The sequence below is a fragment of the Grimontia sp. THUN1695 genome (genome assembly GCF_059704325.2).
Genome location: NZ_AP046577.1, coordinates 2,768,145 through 2,786,142, shown reverse-complemented (window position 1 = coordinate 2,786,142; position 17,998 = coordinate 2,768,145). Strand labels below are relative to the sequence as shown.

The following is a 17,998-nucleotide window of genomic DNA, read 5'->3' as shown; positions in this document are numbered from 1 at the left end:
GGCAGCGTTTTTTCAGGAGAGATAGAAAATGCAACGTCGTCAACAGGGCTTTACCCTGCTGGAAATCATGGTTGTGATCGTCATTTTGGGTGTACTGGCGAGTTTGGTGGTACCAAACCTGCTGGGTAACAAAGACAAAGCCGATCAGCAAAAAGCGGTGACAGACATCAGTGCACTGGAAGGGGCGCTGGATATGTACCGTCTGGACAACAGCGTGTACCCCACCACCGATCAGGGTCTGGATGCACTGGTTTCCAAGCCAAGCTCTTCGCCAGAGCCCCGTAATTACCGTGAGGGTGGTTACATCAAGCGTTTGCCACAAGATCCATGGGGCAACGAGTACCAATACCTGAATCCCGGAGAACATGGCACGGTAGATATCTTTACCCTGGGTGCGGATGGCCAGGAAGGGGGAGAAGGTGTGAACCAGGACATCGGTAACTGGAACATGCTGGACATTAAATAATTGATGAAAAGGGGGCGCCCGTCCGGGTTTACATTGCTGGAAATTCTGCTGGTGCTGCTGTTGCTGTCTATCAGCGCCGTGATTGTGGTGCCCAACCTTCCCCAAAACAGCAGTGATGATGCCAAAGAAGAAGCACAGCGTTTCTATCAGTTGATCCAGCTTTGGACGGAGCAATCCCTGCTGACCGGGCAAACCTTCGGTCTGAACGTCGACAAAGACGGCTACCAGCTGCTCCGCCTGACCCACGATGACTGGGTGCCGGTGGAAAAAGGCCGCAATGTGACATCAGTAACCTTGCCGCCGGCGTTGGAACTGGATCTGGAAGTGTCCGGTTTTGTTGCCGAAGAGGATCGCCTGTTTGATCGCGAAAACCTGTTTGACGACGAGATGTTTGCTGAAGAGGAGAATCAGCCTCCCCAGCCGCAGGTGGTGTTGATGGGAAATGGGGAAATCATTCCGTTCACCCTGACGTTTATCGCGGATAAAAAACGCCTCTGGCAGGTGACAGGCAACGATGTGGCAACGTTTGAAGTGAAAAACTTGAATGAGGATAAAGAGTGAGAACGCATCGCGGCTTTACCCTGATTGAAGTGCTGGTGGCGATGGCGGTGTTCGCTGTGGCAGCCATGGCCGTGCTGAATGCGACCGGTCAACATGTGAACTCGCTGGGCGCGCTGGAAGAGAAAACGTTTGCGTCTATGGTGGCAGACAACGAGCTGGCGCTGTTTGTGTTGGACGGAAAAAAACTGTCTTCGGCCAAAAATGGCAGCTCGGAGCTTGCGGGACGCACATGGTTTTGGACCCTCAAACCCGTGGCAACTGCGGATAACCTGCTTCGCGCCGTGGATATGATTGTCTGGAAAAATGAAACCAGACAACACGCATTGGTCACCGTGAGGACGTATGTACCGGCAGAGTAAGGGCAAAGGCACCAATCAAGGCTTTACCCTGATTGAGGTACTGCTGGCGCTGATGATTTTCGCTACCCTGAGCGTAGCGACGAACCAGATTTTTCGTAATGTCATCAACAGTAATGTCCAGACCGAAGAAGTTGGGAATGCGCTCAAAAGTTTGCAGCGTACTCTGCTGATCATGGACAGTGATTTTCGCCAGATGCTGGCACGCCAGTACCGCAATGGCAGTGATGAGACGAAGGAAGCGCTGCTTGAGTTTGGTGATGATGTGCTGGACTCAGAATCGCAGGGTATCCGTTTTGTCCGCGGTGGCTGGATTAACCCGCAACAGCTGTTTCCCCGCGGGGAAGTAGTGAAAGTCGGTTACCGTATTCAGGATGAAACCTTAGAGCGTATCCGCTGGATGTATCCGGACAACAGCTCGGCACTGGAACCGGCTGCCATGCCTTTGATGGAAGGGGTCACCGGATTGCGCTTTGAGGTATTGGGTGATGATGGCTGGAAGACCGAGTGGGAGGCGCCGCTGTCCATGCCAAGGGCCATTCGGGTGACACTGGACACCGAGCGTTATGGTGAACTGACCCGTATTTATTTGCTGCCCGGACAGACACTGCCACCTTCAGTGGGAGAGACATCATGATGAGGCGTCAATCCCAACGCGGTGTCGCGCTGCTGGTGGTGTTGTTTATTATGGCACTGATGACCACGGTAGCAGTGAGCATGTCCAACCGGATGTTTGTCAATTTTAACCGGACTGAAAGCCAGGTGCGTTATCAGCAGGCCTATTGGTATGCCCAGTCAGTCGAAGCGCTGGCACGCTATGGTATAGAGCAGAGCATTGACAGTGACGATACTGTGACCCTGAGCCAGCCATGGGCTGTGCGCGATCAGGTCTATCCTCTTGAGGGGGGGCAGGCGACCGGCAATGTGTATGACAAACAGGCCTGTTTTAACGTCAATGGGCTTCGTAACATCAAACCGACAGCAAATGGCACTAACCCCAAACTGGTGGCGTCACTTCAGCAGTTGATTGAATCACAGGGTATTGACAGCCTTGAGGCGGAAACCGCAGCGGCAGCGACCTGGGAATACATTGACGGCAACACCAACGTGCAGTCGCCGTTGGGGGTTGAAGACAGCGAGTATGAAGCGCGCACGGTACCACATTTGATACCCAATAGTTTTATGGCGGACATTTCAGAGTGGCGTGCGGTGAATGGCGTCACCCAGGAAATGTTTGATAAGGTCAGCCCACTGCTTTGTGCGATTCCCAGCGATAAGCTGGTGGTAAACGTCAACACGCTGACGGAGGAACAGGCACCGATTTTGAGTGCCATTTTCCATCCCAACCTCTCTGAGGAGCAGGCAAAAACATTGATCAATGGCCGTAACGCCATTGATGGTTGGCAAGATGTCGCCAGCTTTATGGCTGAGCCAGTATTGGCGGGCATTGATCAAGAAGAACGCGAAAGGTTGCAACAGTTTATCGACGTACGCAGCCGGTATTTTGAACTGGATACAGAGATTACCCTCGACAGCATGACGCTGAGATTGCGTTCCCTGCTGGAGAGGGGTGGCAACGGCGCGGTCACGGTGATCCGCCGTCGCTTTGGAGGAATGAGTGATCGAGATCCTGACAGTCAGGCTTAACAGAGATCCCCACGAGCCGATCCCTTGGCTGGTATGGTCACCCTCTCAGCAGGAAGTGATTGCCTCGGGGGAAGCTGAGCATCTGTCGCAGCTGACAGACTACGCCACCGACAGGGAAGTGATTGCATTGGCTGACAGTGCGGCGATGACATTGACATCCGCGGTGATCCCCGCAGGCAGTGAACGCCAGCTTGGCACTGTCTTACCTTTCCTGCTTGAAGATGAGTTGGCGCAGGATGTCGATCAGGCCCATATCACCTTGCTGGATAAACACGGAGAATCGGCACAGGTTGCCGTGATAGAGCACAAGATCATGCAGCGCTGGATGGATGCCCTGTCTGACGCCAACCTGACCGTTCGTCGTCTGGTGCCGGATTGTCTCTGCCTGCCTTTGCATGAAGACAGTTGCAGTGCCGTTAGCCTCAACCACCGCTGGCTGTTGCGCTTTGGTGAAACAGAAGGCGGCTCGGTGGAAGATGTCTGGCTGCCCGTGTGGCTGCAAAGTTTGGGACAAAGCCGTGGTGAAGAAACATTGCCGACAGTGTTCAGCTATTCCCCCCTTCCTGAAGGTATGGGCGATAACTGGCAGGCTGAGCCCTGTGAGCTGGTGATGCTATTACTGACCCAGGAAGCGGTAAAAAGCCGTTATAACCTGCTGACCGGGCGATACAAACCGCAAAGCCAGATATACAAATACCTTAAACCATGGCGTGGTGCGGCGATTGCTGCCGGCTTGCTGATGGCGGTCCTCGGCATCGAGCAAGTGGTTAATATTTATCAGATGGACGCACAGGCGGCGCAATACCGTACGCAAAGCGAAGCCAGGGTTCGGGCCTTATTGCCACAAAACCAACGCATTCCCACCACCAGCTATATGCGGCGGATTGTAGAGGCTGAAGTCAACCGTCTCTCCGGTGCCGGTAGCCAAAACGGTATCATGGTCTGGATGGCAGAAATTGGACCGCTGCTGGATGCCGCGCCGTCGATTGAGCTTGATGCGTTGCGTTTCGACCAAAACCGTGGCGAGTTGCGTCTTAATGCCCGTGGTAAAGATTTTGCTGATTTTGAAAAACTGCGTGAAGCGTTGTCCACCATATACAACACAGAGCTTGGTCAGTTGAGCCGCGATGGACAGGCAGTAACTGGTGCGTTTGTTCTGCGGAGGAAATCATCATGAAAGCATTGATTGCCTATTGGCAGGGATTGTCCCGCCGAGAGCAGCGTCTGTTGGGCGTGGCAAGTGCAGTCATCTTGCTGGGCACCCTGTATTGGGGCGTGGTAAGCCCACTTCAGGCTAAAGCGGAACAGGCCGAGCAGCGTCTTGCCAGTGAGCGTAACCTGCTGGGTTGGGTGAATAGCAAAGTGGCTGAAATCGAAGCGCTGCGCCGTACGACAGGAAGCCGCAGCCAGGGCAACGCCTTGCCGCTGAACCAGTCCGTCACCACCACGGTGAAGCGCTACAACCTCGAGATTGTGCGTTTGCAACCGCAGCAGGAAGAGATCCAGGTCTGGCTTAAACCCATGCCGTTTAATGCGTTGATCAGTTGGTTGGATGATCTGTCAGTTAACTATGGTGTGCAGGTGAAGTTCATTGATGTCGGCAAAACGGAGACGCCTGGCGTGGTTGACGTAAAGCGGCTACAGCTGGGAAGAGGGTAAGATGAAACGTGTGATCCTTTGGTTTGTTCTTTTCCTTGTTGTGCTTATTACCAGCGCCATTGTCCATCTTCCTGCCAATCTGGTGGTGAAAAACCTGCTGCAAGTACCGGGTATTTCCTTAAATGGGATCACCGGTACGCTGTGGAATGGCACTGCTGCTGGCGTAAACTGGCAGGGTAGGCCGATGGGTTCGCTCAAATGGCGATTTAACCCACTGAAACTTTTTACCGGGAAAGTCGATGTAGATGTACGCCTTTCCGGAAACGCGGGGTTGTCGGCTCGCGGGAATGTGGGCTACAGCCTCGCAGGCGTTTATGCCAACAACCTGCTGGTCACGACATCAGCCCAGATTATTCAGTCATTTATTGCTTACCCTATACCTGTTACGCTGTCCGGACAGTTTGATTTAACGGTTCGTGACTACCTGTACAGCCAAAACCCGTTTTGTGAAGTGTTGGCAGGGAATCTGGCCTGGTCACAGGGAAATGTGGTCTCCCCCATTGGGACCATTGACCTTGGCGTGGTCGTTGCACAGCTAGCATGTCATGATGGTCAGTTGGTTATCAATGGTGACAGCAAATCTGACGCGATTGAAACAGAATTCAATGTCTCGTTGTCGCCGGGCCAGCGGTACAGCCTTGATGGCTGGTTTGTGCCGGGTAAAACATTTCCGGAAGGCATGAGACGTCAGCTGGGCTTTTTGGGGAATCCAGACAGTGAAGGGCGCTATCGCCTGAGTTTCAGCGGTTAATGCCTTCCCGGGAGAAGTAAGCATGAAAAAGCACATTCCACCTGAAATTTTAGATGCCAGGGTTGTGGCTAAATCGCGCCTGTTTCAGATTGAAGCCCTGGATTTAGCGTTCAGTAACGGTGAAAAACGCACCTACGAACGGATGAAGTCGAGTGGCCGCAATGCGGTGATGGTGGTGCCGGTGACAGAAAACGGCGATTTACTGTTGGTGCGTGAATACGCTGCCGGAACGGAGCGTTATGAACTAGGCTTTCCTAAGGGGTTGATTGATCCGGGTGAAACACCACTGGAAGCCGCAAACCGGGAATTAAAAGAAGAAATCGGTTTTGGTGCCAATCAATTGCGCCCACTGAAAGAAGTGGTGCTGGCACCGTCGTATTTTTCCAGCAAGATGACCCTGATGTTGGCGCAGGATCTTTATCCAGAGAAGCTCGAGGGCGATGAACCCGAGCCGCTGGAACTGGTTCGTTGGCCCGTCGCACAGGCAGAAGAATTATTATCTCACGTCGATTTTGGGGAAGCGCGTAGTATTACTGCATTGCTGTTGGCCATGAGAGCGCTTTCTGGCCATTGATCATTCGGTGACCAAAGAAACGCCAACAAAGTCGTAGTGTGAGAGCCCAAGAGGAGTGTTACATGGAGCTGTCACAACTGCTTCAACCGGTGATAGAGATTGCCCGGGCATCCGGTGAGGTGATTCTGGACATCTATCAGCGCGGTGATTTTGAAAAAAACATAAAAAGTGATGACACGCCAGTGACCAGCGCTGACATGGCTGCCCACGAACTGGTAAAGGCGCGTCTGCAAGCCCTCACCCCTGATATTCCTGTGTTGTCTGAAGAAGACATCAGTATTCCATTGGCTAAACGCGCAAATTGGGCGCGCTATTGGTTGGTGGACCCGCTCGATGGCACCCAGGAATTTATTGCAGGCAGTGGGGATTTCGCGACCATTATTGCGTTGGTAGAGAACAACCAGCCAGTTTTGGGGGTGGTATACGGACCGGTGTCCGGCATTTCTTACTATGCTGCAAAAGGGCATGGTGCATGGAAGGTGACGCCTGATGGTGAAAAGCAGCGCTTGTCGATTCTCAAACATGAAGACGAACTGGCATCGCTTTCTATTGCGATCAGCCGCCGACAGGATATCAAGGCAATTACCGATCGTCTGGAACCAAGCCGTCACTACGATTTAGTGCCGTTGGGTTCAGCAGCGTTAAAATCCTGTCTGGTAGCGGAAGGCGCGGTGGACTGCTACCTGCGCCTTGGCCCGACGGGGGAGTGGGATACTGCGGCAACCCAATGTATTGTTGAAGAAGCGGGAGGACGCATTCTGGATATGACGCTTTCGCCCCTTTCCTACAACGAGCGTGATTCGTTGGAAAACCCTAACTTTATCGTACTGGGGGATACGGATCTGCCGTGGCGGCAGATTGTGAAACTGGAAGGCTAGTTTTGGCGTCACGTTTGACTGAACCCAGACGTAGAAAACGGAGCCGATGCTCCGTTTTTTATACCAATAATTTAATTAAAACAGTCGGTTAAGACCGTTCAATGCCGCCACCCGATAGGCTTCTGCCATGGTGGGATAGTTGAATGTTGTGTTGATAAAGTAATCCAGCGTGTTGCCTTCCCCTTTTTGTTCGAAGATCGCCTGGCCGATGTGGATGATCTCTGCGGCACGTTCGCCAAAGCAGTGGATCCCCAGGATCTCTTTGGTTTCACGGTGGAAAAGGATCTTCAAACTGCCGACATCCATCCCCGCAATCTGCGCCCGGGCCAGGTGTTTGAACTGGGCGCGGCCCACTTCGTATGGTACCTTCGCTGCTGTCAGTTCCTGTTCGGTTTTCCCCACAGAGCTGATTTCTGGAATGGTATAAATGCCGGTGGGGATATGGTCAATCAGGCGGCCTGTTGCCTGACCTTCTGCAATCGCCTGCGCCACGATTCGGCCCTGATCGTAGGCCGCACTGGCGAGGCTTGGGTAACCAATCACGTCACCGACCGCGAAGATATGCTCAACGTCAGTGCCATAGTTGTCGTTCACTTTGAGTTGCCCGCGTGAGTCTGGTTTCAGGCCAACCGCTTTGAGGTTCAGTGAATCGGTGTTACCGGTGCGCCCGTTGGCAAACAGCAGGCAATCTGCTTTCATTTTCTTCCCGGATTGCAGGTGCAGAACCACACCGTCTTTGGTGCCTTCAATCTTCTCGTAGGTCTCATCATTTCTGATCAACACGCCGCTGTTCCAGAAGTGGTAAGAGATTGCATCTGACATTTCATTATCAAGGAAAGAAAGTAGGCGATCGCGGGTGTTGATTAAATCCACTTTAATGCCAAGGCCACGGAAGATAGACGCATATTCACTGCCGATAACCCCTGCACCATAGATAATGACGTGGCGCGGGTCATGTTGCAGCGAAAGGATAGAGTCGCTGTCATAAATCCGTGGATGCTTGAAATCAATATCTTTCGGGCGGTAAGGGCGCGAGCCTGTCGCGATAACAAATTTATCCCCGGTGTATTTATCGACACTGCCATCCGCAGCGGTCACTTCGATCTCATGGGTGCCGCTGAACCTGGCTTGGCCGTGGATGATCGAACAGAGATTGCGATCGTAAAAGCCCTGACGCATGCGTGTTTGCTTGCCAATCACCGACTGGGCGTGGCTCAGGATATCGGAAAAAGTACTGTGTACCTGGCGGTTATCCTGGGTATAAATCGGGCTTTGGTTAAATTCAATAATACGGCTGACGGTATGTCTCAGCGCTTTTGAAGGGATGGTGCCCCAGTGGGTACAGCCGCCGCCAACGGTGTTTTCCTTTTCAATCACCGCCACGCGAAGGCCGGCTTTGGTCAAGCCCATGGCTGCGCCTTCGCCACCGGGTCCGCTGCCTATTACAATGACATCAAAATGGTTAGACGATGTAGGGGTCGTTTTGCTCATGTCCGTACGGCCTTTTGTTTTCGTTATGTAAAGAAATACGTGGGTAGTGTACCCCTGAGTGGGGGCTTCTAGAATTAACACACGCTTATTCAGCGTAGGTGATCACGCAACTTAGTGTAAAACAAACCGTTTATGGTATGAGTTGAATGAACTCCCGTTGATCTGATGCCGCTTTTGGGAAAGTGAAGTATAACCACTGAACTCGGTGTAAAAACCGAGTATAGTTTGCGGTTAGATTTCATGAGGTAAACACTGGCGATGGGAATTAGAGCTCAACAGAAAGAAAAAACCCGGCGAACGCTGATTGATGCGGCTTTCAGCCAGCTCAGCGCAGACCGTAGCTTTTCCAGTCTCAGCTTGCGTGAAGTGGCACGGGAGGCAGGCATTGCGCCCACCTCATTTTACCGTCACTTCAAAGATATGGACGAACTTGGCCTGACCATGGTGGATGAAGGTGGCTTGTTATTGCGTCAGCTGATGCGACAGGCACGCCAGCGCATTGCCACAGAAGGCAGTGTTGTCCGCACGTCAGTGGAAACCTTCATGGAATTTATTGAAAGCAGCCCCAATGTGTTCAGGCTGCTGTTGCGTGAACGCTCTGGTACCTCAGCAGCTTTCCGTGCTGCCGTAGCACGTGAAATTCAACACTTTATCGCTGAGCTGACAGAATATTTCCAGGCGACCGCCGGATCGACCCGAGATGAAGCCTATAATCAGGCAGAGGCATGTGTGACGTTAGTGTTCAGTTCAGGTGCGGAAGCGCTCGATTTGGACAAGCGTGCCCGTGCTGAACTTGCGGAACGTCTGGTGACCCAGCTGCGCATGATTGCGAAAGGCGCTTACTGGTACCGCAAGGAACGCGAACGCAATGCTCTCAAGGATAAGTTGTCTTCAGGCAGGTAAGTGAATATGGAACAGAATCATCAATCAGAGCGTAAATTTCTTCTTCTCGCCGTGGTCGCAGGCCTTTGCGGCAGTGCATCTCTGGCGACGCTTTTCGTCGACAGTGTGGCATTCTCCGCTTTCCCGATTATCGCGTTTGTACTCGCGGTGTACTGCTTCTACCAGCAGCATGTTAACCAACCACTGACTGAAGGAACCCCGATTATCGCGTTCGCCTGCTTCCTGGTGGGTGCGTTTGGTTATTCGGCGTTTGTGCGTATGCAGGTGCCAGAACTGGGAGGAAATTTCTTCTCTATTATCGTCACTATGGTGCTGGCATTCTGGGTGGCGTTTAAAATGGGCTGGCTGGGCAACAGCGGTAAGAAAGAGGAAGCTGCCGCCGAAGAGTAATCGCGGCATGCTGAGACGAACGAAAAAGAGGCGCCATTTCCGGCGCCTTTTACTGTTTATGGATGCTTACTTTCGTTCAAGCAGCACACCCGCTTCCATGTGATGGGTATACGGGAACTGGTCGAACAGGGCGAAGCGCGTGATGCGATGCGTTTCAGACAGAATTTCCAGGTTCTCTTTCAATGTATCCGGGTTACAGGAAATGTAGAGGATACGGTCATAACCCTGCACCATGCGACAAGTGCCCTCATCCATGCCAGAGCGTGGTGGATCAACAAAGATGGTGTTGCAGTGGTAGCTTTTCAGGTCGATGCCCGCCTGTTGCAAACGGCGGAATTCGCGTTTGCCTTCCATCGCCTCAGTGAACTCTTCCGCCGACATCCGGATGATCTGTACATTGTCGATGTTATTTGCCGCAATGTTCCACTGTGCAGATTCCACTGAGGGCTTAGCCAGCTCGGTTGCCAACACGCGGTCAAAGTTTTTCGCCAGCGCCAGTGAGAAATTCCCATTCCCGCAGTAAAGCTCGAGCAGATCGCCGGTGCTGTCCTGAGTGCAGTCAACGGCCCATTCCAGCATCTTCTCTGCCACTTTGCCGTTTGGCTGGGTGAAGCTGTTTTCAACTTGCTGATAAGTCAGAGTGCGATCGTTGACGGACAGTTTTTCCACCACGTAGTCGCGGTCAATCACGATTTTTTGCTTACGCGCACGCCCAATCAGGTTCAGGTTAAACCCTTCGTCATTCAGACGCTGCTTCAGCATGCGTGCATTGGCTTCCCATTCTTCATCAAGCTGGCGGTGGTAGAGCATAGAAACCAGCACTTCACCGCTTAAGGTAGAGAGAAAATCGACCTGGAACAGTTTACGGCGCAGGCTCTCAACCGGTTTGATGGCATCCAGCAGCAGGGGCATCAAATCATTGATGATGCGGCTTGCCTGTGGGAACTGGTCCACACGGTACTTCTGCTTGGTTTCCTGGTTGAACATGATGTAATAGAGATCATCCCCTTCATGCCAGACGCGGAACTCCGCACGCATACGGTAGTGCTTGTCTGGGGACGGAAACACTTCCAGCTCAGGTGCATTGAACGCCTCGAACGCAGACTGCATGCGCGTGATTTTCTCGTCCAGTTGTGCCTGATATTGGGTGGTGTCAATCAGGGTATTGCTCATATTACCTAACCTGCATAACTAAAAATGAGCGCAAATTGTAAGAAGCCGCACCATATTGTCCAGCCTTTTCGCTGACTTTTTCGCCAGCAGGGGCGTAAACCTGCACCTTGGGATACTATTGGCACACATTAACCGAAGCAGGCCTTGTCATGAGCTTTCGAAAACCGAAAAACCGCAAAGAGATTTGTTATCCGTTTATCTACGAAACGGCGCTGACCTGTGACTATGAAATCCACACCGATGAGCTGTGCAGTCTGGTAGGCATGGCACTGGCGACCTTGCCGGACGGCTTTGATGATGTGAGGGAAGATTTGGAAACCCTGCATCCTAAAATCTATCACCTGAATGGCTCAGTGCGCGGTAAGAACGCCATCTTTGAAGAAGACTTGGAATGGTTACATGCCCGATACGACCATTACAACGAACTGAGCCGTGGCCGCATCAACCGCTTTGTTCTGCCGCGAGGCCCGGTGGGTGTGATGGCACTGCACCAGTGCCGAACCGGTGCGAAGAAAACCGTGCGGCTTCTGCACCGGCTGGATGAATCCGGCGTGACGTTTGAGCCAGTGCTGCCACGCTTTGCCAACTTGCTTGCCAACTTCTTTTTTGTCTTGACGGTCTACATCAAGATGAAGCTGGATGTCGAAGAAATCGAGTTCGTCAGTCTCAGCTATTAAAAGCGCTGCCAGCCATATTTCATACATTTCCTGTGTGAGTGAGAGCAATTTCTCAAGAAGCGAATATCAAAAGCGCACCGAGTTCTCTATAATCGGCGCGCTTTCACTCCAGCTGGGAATCCGGTGAGAATCCGGAACTGGCGCGCAGCGGTAAGGAGAAACGAAAGTGACACGGCGAAAGCCAGACACTGCATGTTATTGTGGGAAGTCGTCACCGTAGGCCGTCTCTAAGTCCGAATATCAGCTGGGTCACAATATGGTTTCAGGATCTCCTGACATCATTGGATACACGCGATATTTGGATCTGATATGTCTAAAAAGCTACTTGCAGCAAGCATGCTGCCGTGGGCTGTGTTTGCGCACGCCGAATCTACTACCCCTTCTGTTGATGATACGTTGGTTGTTACAGCTTCCCGATTTGAACAGCCTGTTTCTTCTGTTCTTGCACCAGTCTCTGTGTTGACCCGCTCCGATATAGAAGAGCTTCAGGCCAATAGTTTGGTTGACGCCCTCAAAACCTTACCAGGCATAGAAATTGGCCAAAATGGTGGCCGCGGTCAAACAGCCTCTATTTTTCTTCGCGGTACCAATTCTAACCATGTGTTGGTGCTGGTTGATGGTGTACGTCTTCCACGCACCATGCTGGGAACGATCGATTTCAACATGTTGCCCCTCAATACAGTGGAGCGTATTGAAGTGATCCGCGGCTCAGGTGCCACGGTGTATGGTTCTGACGCGATAGGTGGTGTCATCAATATTATTACCCGTAATGACGCGGAAGCGACACGTTTTAGCATTGGTGGCGGTAGTTTTGGTTCCGCATCTGCTGATGTCGGTGTTACCCGCAAAGTGAATGATAGCTTGTCCGTGCAATTAATGGGCGGCTTGGAGTCAGTTGATGGTTACAACGTTCGTCCTGACATTGCGCCAGCAAATGATAAGCACGGCTTTGAAAGTAAAAATGCGTCTTTGCGGCTGAGCTACGCTCCGCGTGAAAACTGGCGTTCCAATATCATTGGGCGTTGGTATGAGAATGAAGTCGGTTTTGCTGACTATGTGGGTGCAAAAAAATATCTCTGGGTTGAAAGCAAAGCTATTGGTGCGGATACCGGCTTTACATCGGGTAAGTGGAATACTCAGGCGCGCATAGAGTTAGGTGAACAGAAAAATTACGATTTTTCAGAAGGAGCCAGCCCGTCAGATGAAACCCTGACCAGCGATATCCGCCAAGTCTATGCAAGTGTGGCGACGCGTTACCAAGTCAATGAACAATTGGCGGTGACAGGTGGGGTTGACCTAACGTCGGAAAGATACCTGGATGGCAGCATGATTGCTATCGATGTTATTAAAGACAATCCTCGTGAAAATATTGGTGTATTTGGTTTAGCCAATTTCAATGTGACAGACAATGTTTTGATTGAAGGAAGTGTTCGTCATGACGAGAACGATCAGTTTGGTGGTAATACGACGGGTTTGATTGCGGCGAGTTGGAAGATGCATGATGATTACCGCATATTCAGTAGCTATGGCACGGCATTTAAAGCCCCTGGTTTTGATAAACTCTATGGATTTGGAGGGAACGTTAATCTGAAGCCTGAAGAGTCAGAGAATATTGAAATAGGCTTGGAAGGCAATACTTATAATATTGGCTGGAGCCTGAATGGCTACATCAATAATATCGACAATTTGATCACTTACTCTGGTAGTTATCCAACGGGTACAAACAAGAACGTGGAGGAAGCGCGCATCAAAGGCATCGAGTTGATTGCTGATTTTGACCTCGGTCCTGTTTATAACCAAGTGTCACTTGAGCTGCGTGATCCCAAAGACCTGACGAAGAACATGCAGCTGGCGCGTCGAGCAAAAGAAGTGGTTAAATGGCGTACTTCAGTATGGTTAGGTGATGTTCTTTTGGGGACCCAGTATATGTACCAAGGCGAGCGTCCAAATTTCTCGGACGGAAGCGGAGGTATACTAAGTAGTTACTCTGTTTGGGATCTGACCGCACAGTATGACATATCGAATAACATTACCCTAGGCGCGAAGGTCTCTAACCTGTTCGATAAAGAATATGAAACTGCGGGTGATTACCCAGCAGCAGAACGTGCATTCTACGTTAACCTGAACTTCGCGTATTAACCGTGCATTGTAAAAAACCGTCCACGGGCGGTTTTTTACTTTCAGTCAATTATATGAAAAAACGTGTCATTATCAGTTGGTCGACCGGTAAGGATTCAACCCTGACATTATGTCGGCTTCTAAAGAGCGACAGCTATGAGGTGGTAGGTCTTTACACCACGTATGTTGGATGTGAGGTTCCATTCCAGGCGACACCGATAGAGATTGTTAAGGCGCAGGCGGAAAGTATTGGCTTGCCGCTGGTGCTGATCGAGCTAAGTGAAGTTTTTCCGCCCAATGATGTTTATCAAGGTGCGGTTATAGAGGGTATTCGTAACAGCGGCCTGAATGTGGAGGCCGTTGCATTTGGCGATATGTTCTGCAATGGCATCGAAGCATACCGGAGAGGTTATATTGAGCCCCAGGGTTGGGAGTGTGTGTTTCCGCTTTTAGGCGAAGACAGCAAAAGCCTGGCAGAAGAGATTATCCATACCGGAATAGAAACCACATTATCGACCATCGATACCCATCAACTGGATGGCAGTTTCCTTGGCAGGCGCTATGACAAGTCACTGCTTGATGACTTGCCTGTGTCTTGCGACCCTTGTGGTGAAGATGGAGAGTTCCATACCTTGGTTACCAATGCGCCCTGTTTCAAAACGCCGCTGTCGGTAACGGCAATTGGAGAGAAGAGGGAAGGACGTTTTCACCATCTGAGCTATCATCTCGATCGGTGAGCGATTTAAAATTGATGTCATGAGCAGTATGATTGCGACGCTGTCGATAAAGTAAGGTAAACAAGCGTGAAAAGTGTGCTGATTTTTGATTCTGGTGTGGGTGGTCTGTCTGTGTATAAAGAGATAGCCCAATTGCTTCCGGAGCAGCACGTTGTTTATGCCTTTGATAATGCCGCTTTCCCCTACGGAGAGCTCGCTGATGACATCCTTATCCAGCGTGTCTGCGGCATGGTGACATCCCTGTGCTATGAGCGCGATATTGCCTTGGTTGTCATCGCCTGTAATACCGCCAGCACACTGGTTCTCCCTCATCTACGCTCGTTGTTGTCAATACCTGTTGTCGGTGTCGTCCCCGCTATTAAACCGGCTGTAGCCATGAGTAAAACCAAACATATTGGCTTACTGGCAACGCCTGCGACGGTAAACCGCACTTATACCAAGCAGCTGGTGGAAGAGTTTGCGCCTGATTGCCATGTAGAAATGGTGGGCTCAACGGAACTGGTACAAATGGGTGAGGGGAAATTACGTGGTACACCTGTTGATAAAAAAATATTAAAACAAGTCCTGATGCCGTTTATTAATAAAACGGACTGCATTGTATTAGGTTGCACACACTTCCCATTGCTTCGTGACGAAATTGAGGAAATTTTAGGCGACCAGTGTTTGGTCATTGATTCAGGGAAGGCAATAGCAAATCGTGTGGATGCGTTATTAAAAGAAAGAGGCGCATTGAGCACCTCCTTCCGTGATAAAAAGCATTTAGCGTTTAGCAGTGCACCAGTTAAAGATGAGGAAGCACTGAATCATGAATTGGGCAAATTAGGTTTTTCAGCAATTAAGCGCGCTCCGACTTTCTAGGATCATTCGCTTCTCTTACTTTAAGCGTCCTTTCTCCGTATTCGCTGTTATTCAATTCCTCGATAGCACTTTCTGTATCACCGGCCGCCATTACGACGAAACCAAAACCACGTCTCTTACCTGTCCGCTTGTCCTTCATCAGGCGAACGGCGAAAACCTCACCGTATTTAGAGAACAATTCCTTCACATCACTCTCATTAGCCCGATATGGCAGGTTACCTACATAGATAGTTTTACTGGTTGAAGAAGAGGACGCTGAAATATCGCCAGAAGATTTAGTAGAAAAAAGAAAAAGGGTAATACCTGTCGTAATAGCGCCCAGTGCAAAAGCATAACCTGCACTTGTTATCAGGGCTGTGCTGTTAAAAAGCAATACACCCAAGAGTGCGATAGTTGCAGTAATAAGCAAACTGATAGATGTTTTCATAATCGTCAAAAGTAAACGTCGGTTAGAAGAAGTAGCATAAAGAATCGAAAATAATGCTGACTAAAATAAATACAATTGTCAGGCTGATATTACGGATATTGACTTCTTATTGCTAGCAAGTGAATGTGATAGTTGTCTAATGTTGCAATTTATTGTGGATCTTTAAAGTTTAGATTGAATTGTGTTCAGTTGAGAGAAAAAAGAATAAAAACCCTTGCCAATGTGATCCTAGTCTCTATAATGCCGCCTCACCGACACGGAGAGCGGCTTCCAATGTGGAAGTTCCTATCTAAACCGGTACGGCGAAGGCCTTAAAAAACTGAGACGAAAATAAACGCTTGACGCGTTAAAGTAGTTCAGTAAAATGGCCGCCCGCTTCGAAGGGGGAATCACCCTGAGAGGCAAGTCAACAAGGTGTTTTGAGGTTTGTGCAAACCACACTGAAAAATCTCAAAATTTCTTCTTGACTTAATCGCCCGGCAGCGTAAAATTCGCAGCCCTGACGGTGAGAAGCGCAGCTTCTTAAAGTCAACGTTCTTTAACAATTTGACCTATGCAATCTGTGTGGGCACTCGTCATTGATAGACAAAAGATTTATCGATGAAACTGAGTGACCAAAACGAAAGCTCTTCGGGGTTATCGGCACAGTCGATTTATACAGTATTTCATCGAGCCGCCTTTGTTCACTTTTTCAAAGTGAGGAAGGGCAGAAAAGATTCTAATTGAAGAGTTTGATCATGGCTCAGATTGAACGCTGGCGGCAGGCCTAACACATGCAAGTCGAGCGGCAGCGACAATAAAGATTCTTCGGATGATTTATTGGGCGGCGAGCGGCGGACGGGTGAGTAAAGGCTGGGAACCTGCCCTGACGAGGGGGATAACCACTGGAAACGGTGGCTAATACCGCATAATGTCTTCGGACCAAAGAGGGGGACCTTCGGGCCTCTCGCGTCAGGATGGGCCCAGTTGGGATTAGCTGGTTGGTGAGGTAAAGGCTCACCAAGGCGACGATCCCTAGCTGGTTTGAGAGGATGATCAGCCACACTGGAACTGAGACACGGTCCAGACTCCTACGGGAGGCAGCAGTGGGGAATATTGCACAATGGGCGCAAGCCTGATGCAGCCATGCCGCGTGTGTGAAGAAGGCCTTCGGGTTGTAAAGCACTTTCAGCCGTGAGGAAGGTTACGTAGTTAATAGCTGCGTAATTTGACGTTAGCGGCAGAAGAAGCACCGGCTAACTCCGTGCCAGCAGCCGCGGTAATACGGAGGGTGCGAGCGTTAATCGGAATTACTGGGCGTAAAGCGCATGCAGGCGGTCTGTTAAGCAAGATGTGAAAGCCCCGGGCTTAACCTGGGAGTGGCATTTTGAACTGGCAGGCTAGAGTCTTGTAGAGGGGGGTAGAATTTCAGGTGTAGCGGTGAAATGCGTAGAGATCTGAAGGAATACCGGTGGCGAAGGCGGCCCCCTGGACAAAGACTGACGCTCAGATGCGAAAGCGTGGGGAGCAAACAGGATTAGATACCCTGGTAGTCCACGCTGTAAACGATGTCTACTTGGAGGCTGTTGTCTAGAACAGTGGCTTTCGGAGCTAACGCGTTAAGTAGACCGCCTGGGGAGTACGGTCGCAAGATTAAAACTCAAATGAATTGACGGGGGCCCGCACAAGCGGTGGAGCATGTGGTTTAATTCGATGCAACGCGAAGAACCTTACCTACTCTTGACATCCAGAGAACTTTCCAGAGATGGATTGGTGCCTTCGGGAGCTCTGAGACAGGTGCTGCATGGCTGTCGTCAGCTCGTGTTGTGAAATGTTGGGTTAAGTCCCGCAACGAGCGCAACCCTTATCCTTGTTTGCCAGCACTTCGGGTGGGAACTCCAGGGAGACTGCCGGTGATAAACCGGAGGAAGGTGGGGACGACGTCAAGTCATCATGGCCCTTACGAGTAGGGCTACACACGTGCTACAATGGTGCATACAGAGGGCAGCGAGACCGCGAGGTGGAGCGAATCCCAGAAAGTGCATCGTAGTCCGGATTGGAGTCTGCAACTCGACTCCATGAAGTCGGAATCGCTAGTAATCGTGGATCAGAATGCCACGGTGAATACGTTCCCGGGCCTTGTACACACCGCCCGTCACACCATGGGAGTGGGCTGCACCAGAAGTAGATAGCTTAACCTTCGGGAGGGCGTTTACCACGGTGTGGTTCATGACTGGGGTGAAGTCGTAACAAGGTAGCCCTAGGGGAACCTGGGGCTGGATCACCTCCTTAACGATACTATGAATGTGAGTGTCCACACAGATTGCTGCGGTCAAATATGTAAAAGACAGAT

At 50.8% G+C, this 17,998-nt stretch carries 19 protein-coding genes, 1 rRNA gene and 1 riboswitch; of the genes, 17 read left to right on the top strand and 3 right to left on the bottom strand.

The window, feature by feature from the left end:
- The first annotated feature begins 28 nt into the window (after positions 1–28).
- The 10 genes from gspG to cysQ all read left to right on the top strand — a co-directional run bounded on the left by gspG (position 29) and on the right by cysQ (position 6,892).
- Positions 29–466: a type II secretion system major pseudopilin GspG gene (gene gspG, locus AC6IB1_RS16135; RefSeq protein ID WP_005500878.1), complete on the top strand. Its 438-nt coding sequence runs from the start codon at positions 29–31 to the stop codon at positions 464–466.
- Positions 467–469: 3 nt separating this feature from the next.
- Entirely contained in the window at positions 470–1,027 is a 558-nt protein-coding gene (gspH, locus tag AC6IB1_RS16130) for a type II secretion system minor pseudopilin GspH (protein WP_497567481.1), read from the top strand.
- A complete protein-coding gene (gene gspI / locus AC6IB1_RS16125; protein ID WP_497567480.1) occupies positions 1,024–1,386 on the top strand; it encodes a type II secretion system minor pseudopilin GspI in 363 nt (120 codons plus the stop codon). Before gspH ends, gspI begins: the two co-directional genes overlap by 4 nt.
- Positions 1,370–2,020, top strand: coding sequence for a type II secretion system minor pseudopilin GspJ (gene gspJ / locus AC6IB1_RS16120; protein WP_497567479.1), 651 nt, complete (start codon positions 1,370–1,372; stop codon positions 2,018–2,020). The genes gspI and gspJ overlap by 17 nt, the downstream gene beginning before the upstream one ends.
- Entirely contained in the window at positions 2,017–3,030 is a 1,014-nt protein-coding gene (gspK, locus tag AC6IB1_RS16115; protein ID WP_497567478.1) for a type II secretion system minor pseudopilin GspK, read from the top strand. The genes gspJ and gspK overlap by 4 nt, the downstream gene beginning before the upstream one ends.
- Positions 3,002–4,207, top strand: coding sequence for a type II secretion system protein GspL (gspL, locus tag AC6IB1_RS16110; RefSeq protein WP_497567477.1), 1,206 nt, complete (start codon positions 3,002–3,004; stop codon positions 4,205–4,207). Before gspK ends, gspL begins: the two co-directional genes overlap by 29 nt.
- Entirely contained in the window at positions 4,204–4,689 is a 486-nt protein-coding gene (locus tag AC6IB1_RS16105) for a type II secretion system protein M (RefSeq protein WP_497567476.1), read from the top strand. The genes gspL and AC6IB1_RS16105 overlap by 4 nt, the downstream gene beginning before the upstream one ends.
- Position 4,690: 1 nt before the next feature.
- Complete coding sequence (locus AC6IB1_RS16100; RefSeq protein ID WP_497567475.1) at positions 4,691–5,440, top strand: type II secretion system protein N; 750 nt, start codon at positions 4,691–4,693, stop codon at positions 5,438–5,440.
- Positions 5,441–5,462: 22 nt separating this feature from the next.
- A complete protein-coding gene (gene nudE / locus AC6IB1_RS16095) occupies positions 5,463–6,014 on the top strand; it encodes an ADP compounds hydrolase NudE (protein ID WP_497567474.1) in 552 nt (183 codons plus the stop codon).
- Between the two features lie 62 nt (positions 6,015–6,076).
- On the top strand, positions 6,077–6,892 hold the full coding sequence (gene cysQ, locus AC6IB1_RS16090; RefSeq protein WP_497567473.1) for a 3'(2'),5'-bisphosphate nucleotidase CysQ: 816 nt from the start codon (positions 6,077–6,079) through the stop codon (positions 6,890–6,892).
- Between the two features lie 75 nt (positions 6,893–6,967).
- Here the strand turns inward: cysQ and sthA are convergent, their stop codons facing one another.
- Positions 6,968–8,383 (bottom strand): Si-specific NAD(P)(+) transhydrogenase, encoded by a 1,416-nt coding sequence (gene sthA / locus AC6IB1_RS16085; RefSeq protein WP_497567472.1) that lies wholly within the window; start codon positions 8,381–8,383, stop codon positions 6,968–6,970.
- Positions 8,384–8,641: 258 nt separating this feature from the next.
- On the opposite strand from sthA, the gene fabR reads away from it, so the two are divergent.
- Positions 8,642–9,286 (top strand): HTH-type transcriptional repressor FabR, encoded by a 645-nt coding sequence (gene fabR, locus AC6IB1_RS16080; protein ID WP_497567471.1) that lies wholly within the window; start codon positions 8,642–8,644, stop codon positions 9,284–9,286.
- A gap of 6 nt (positions 9,287–9,292) precedes the next feature.
- Entirely contained in the window at positions 9,293–9,676 is a 384-nt protein-coding gene (locus tag AC6IB1_RS16075; protein WP_005500843.1) for a YijD family membrane protein, read from the top strand.
- A gap of 66 nt (positions 9,677–9,742) precedes the next feature.
- Here AC6IB1_RS16075 and trmA read toward each other — a convergent pair whose 3' ends face one another.
- Entirely contained in the window at positions 9,743–10,849 is a 1,107-nt protein-coding gene (trmA, locus tag AC6IB1_RS16070; protein ID WP_497567470.1) for a tRNA (uridine(54)-C5)-methyltransferase TrmA, read from the bottom strand.
- A gap of 149 nt (positions 10,850–10,998) precedes the next feature.
- Between trmA and AC6IB1_RS16065 the strand changes: the two genes are divergently transcribed.
- The 4 genes from AC6IB1_RS16065 to murI all read left to right on the top strand — a co-directional run bounded on the left by AC6IB1_RS16065 (position 10,999) and on the right by murI (position 15,239).
- The gene (locus AC6IB1_RS16065; RefSeq protein WP_114994828.1) at positions 10,999–11,526 is read left to right on the top strand and encodes a cobalamin adenosyltransferase family protein; all 528 of its coding nucleotides are present in this window, start codon (positions 10,999–11,001) and stop codon (positions 11,524–11,526) included.
- Positions 11,527–11,588: 62 nt separating this feature from the next.
- Positions 11,589–11,789, top strand: a riboswitch (cobalamin riboswitch).
- Between the two features lie 46 nt (positions 11,790–11,835).
- On the top strand, positions 11,836–13,665 hold the full coding sequence (locus tag AC6IB1_RS16060) for a TonB-dependent receptor domain-containing protein (protein WP_497567469.1): 1,830 nt from the start codon (positions 11,836–11,838) through the stop codon (positions 13,663–13,665).
- A 53-nt stretch (positions 13,666–13,718) separates the two neighbouring features.
- The gene (locus AC6IB1_RS16055) at positions 13,719–14,381 is read left to right on the top strand and encodes a Dph6-related ATP pyrophosphatase (RefSeq protein ID WP_497567468.1); all 663 of its coding nucleotides are present in this window, start codon (positions 13,719–13,721) and stop codon (positions 14,379–14,381) included.
- Positions 14,382–14,447: 66 nt separating this feature from the next.
- Positions 14,448–15,239: a glutamate racemase gene (gene murI, locus AC6IB1_RS16050; RefSeq protein ID WP_497567467.1), complete on the top strand. Its 792-nt coding sequence runs from the start codon at positions 14,448–14,450 to the stop codon at positions 15,237–15,239.
- Here murI and AC6IB1_RS16045 read toward each other — a convergent pair.
- Positions 15,217–15,666 (bottom strand): RNA recognition motif domain-containing protein, encoded by a 450-nt coding sequence (locus tag AC6IB1_RS16045; RefSeq protein ID WP_497567466.1) that lies wholly within the window; start codon positions 15,664–15,666, stop codon positions 15,217–15,219. The two genes, murI and AC6IB1_RS16045, sit on opposite strands and share 23 nt — an antisense overlap.
- Positions 15,667–16,385: 719 nt before the next feature.
- Here AC6IB1_RS16045 and AC6IB1_RS16040 point away from each other — a divergent pair.
- Positions 16,386–17,937 (top strand): 16S ribosomal RNA (locus AC6IB1_RS16040).
- Positions 17,938–17,998: the final 61 nt, after the last annotated feature.